The organism is Variovorax sp. GrIS 2.14 (assembly GCF_046115955.1).
Classification (GTDB): domain Bacteria; phylum Pseudomonadota; class Gammaproteobacteria; order Burkholderiales; family Burkholderiaceae_C; genus Variovorax.
In genome coordinates this window covers 1-1432 of sequence record NZ_JBJXIA010000090.1, presented here as the reverse complement: position 1 = coordinate 1432, position 1432 = coordinate 1, and the positions used below count along the sequence as shown (strand labels likewise).

Genomic DNA, 1432 nt, shown 5'->3' with positions numbered 1-1432 from the left:
GAGCCTGTCCTGAATTTTGTGTTCGAGGCATAGCATGACCCCAAGGAGCATGTATGCCGACGAGCAAGACGAAGACGAAGAACGCGGCGATCGCCGCCAAGATGGCGGCGCTGCCGTCGATCCCCCGGGAACTGATTGATCAGTTCGTCACCGGCCCCATGACCGGCGAGGCGGTCAACGCCGCCACGGTCGCGTTCAAGAAGGCGCTCATCGAGCGCGCCCTGGGGGCCGAGTTGTCGCACCACTTGGGCTACGCGTCGGGTGCGACCCGGCCCGACGATGCGGCCAACCAGCGCAACGGCAAGAGCGCCAAGACCGTGCTCACCGACGATGGCCCCTTGCGCATCGAAGTGCCGCGCGACCGCACGGGTTCCTTCGAGCCGCTGCTCATCCCCAAGCACGAACGCCGCTTCACCGGCTTCGACGACAAGATCGTGGCCATGTACGCGCGCGGCATGACCATGCGCGAGATCCAGGGCTTCCTGCTGGAGAGCTATGGGGTCGATGTATCGCCCGAATTCATCAGCTCGGTCACCGACGCCGTCATGGCCGAGGTCACCGCCTGGCAGGCCCGACCGCTGGAGCCGATGTATCCGGTGATCTTCTTCGATGCCCTGCGCGTGAAGATCAAGGAAGACGCGGTGGTGCGCAACAAGGCCATCTACCTGGCCCTGGGCGTGCTGCCCGACGGCACGCGCGACATTCTCGGTCTGTGGATCGAAGGCACCGAAGGCGCCAAGTTCTGGATGAAGGTCTTCAACGACCTGAAGACCCGAGGCGTCAACGACATCCTCATTGCCGTCACCGACGGCTTGAAAGGCATGCCCGAGGCCCTGGCAGCGGTGTTCCCGGCCACCACGCTGCAAACGTGCATCGTGCACCTGATTCGCAACTCCCTGGACTATGCGAGCTGGAAGGATCGCAAGCTGCTGGCAGCGGCCATCCGGCCGATCTACACGGCCGCCAGCGCCGAGGCGGCCGAGGCCGAGCTGGATGCCTTCGAGCGAGGGCCCTGGGGCACCAAGTTCCCCACGGTCGTCGCAGCCTGGCGCCGAGCCTGGGAGCGAGTGATTCCGTTCTTCGCGTTCCCGCCTTCGATTCGCCGGGTGATCTACACAACCAATGCGATCGAGAGCGTCAATGCCCGCCTGCGCAAGATCATCAAGACGCGCGGGCACTTCCCGAGTGACGATGCGGCTTCCAAGCTGATCTGGCTGGCGCTGCGCAACATCACGGCCGACTGGGGTCGCGCCGCGCACAACTGGAAGGAGGCGATGAACCAGTTCGCGATACTCTACGAAGATCGCTTCACGCAGGCCGGCCATGGCGGCGCAAAGGCAGGAGGTTGATCCATGAAGACATGGCTCAACCAAGGCGCCTCCGGCGGCCTGGCAGGGGCCTGAAAACAGATGAGAAATCAGGCGAGACAGAG

General features: G+C 64.2%; 1 protein-coding gene. It reads left to right on the top strand.

Annotation, left to right across the window (positions count from 1 at the left end; translation table 11 throughout):
- The first annotated feature begins 53 nt into the window (after positions 1-53).
- The gene (locus RCH10_RS27630; protein ID WP_323499452.1) at positions 54-1349 is read left to right on the top strand and encodes an IS256 family transposase; all 1296 of its coding nucleotides are present in this window, start codon (positions 54-56) and stop codon (positions 1347-1349) included.
- Positions 1350-1432: the final 83 nt, after the last annotated feature.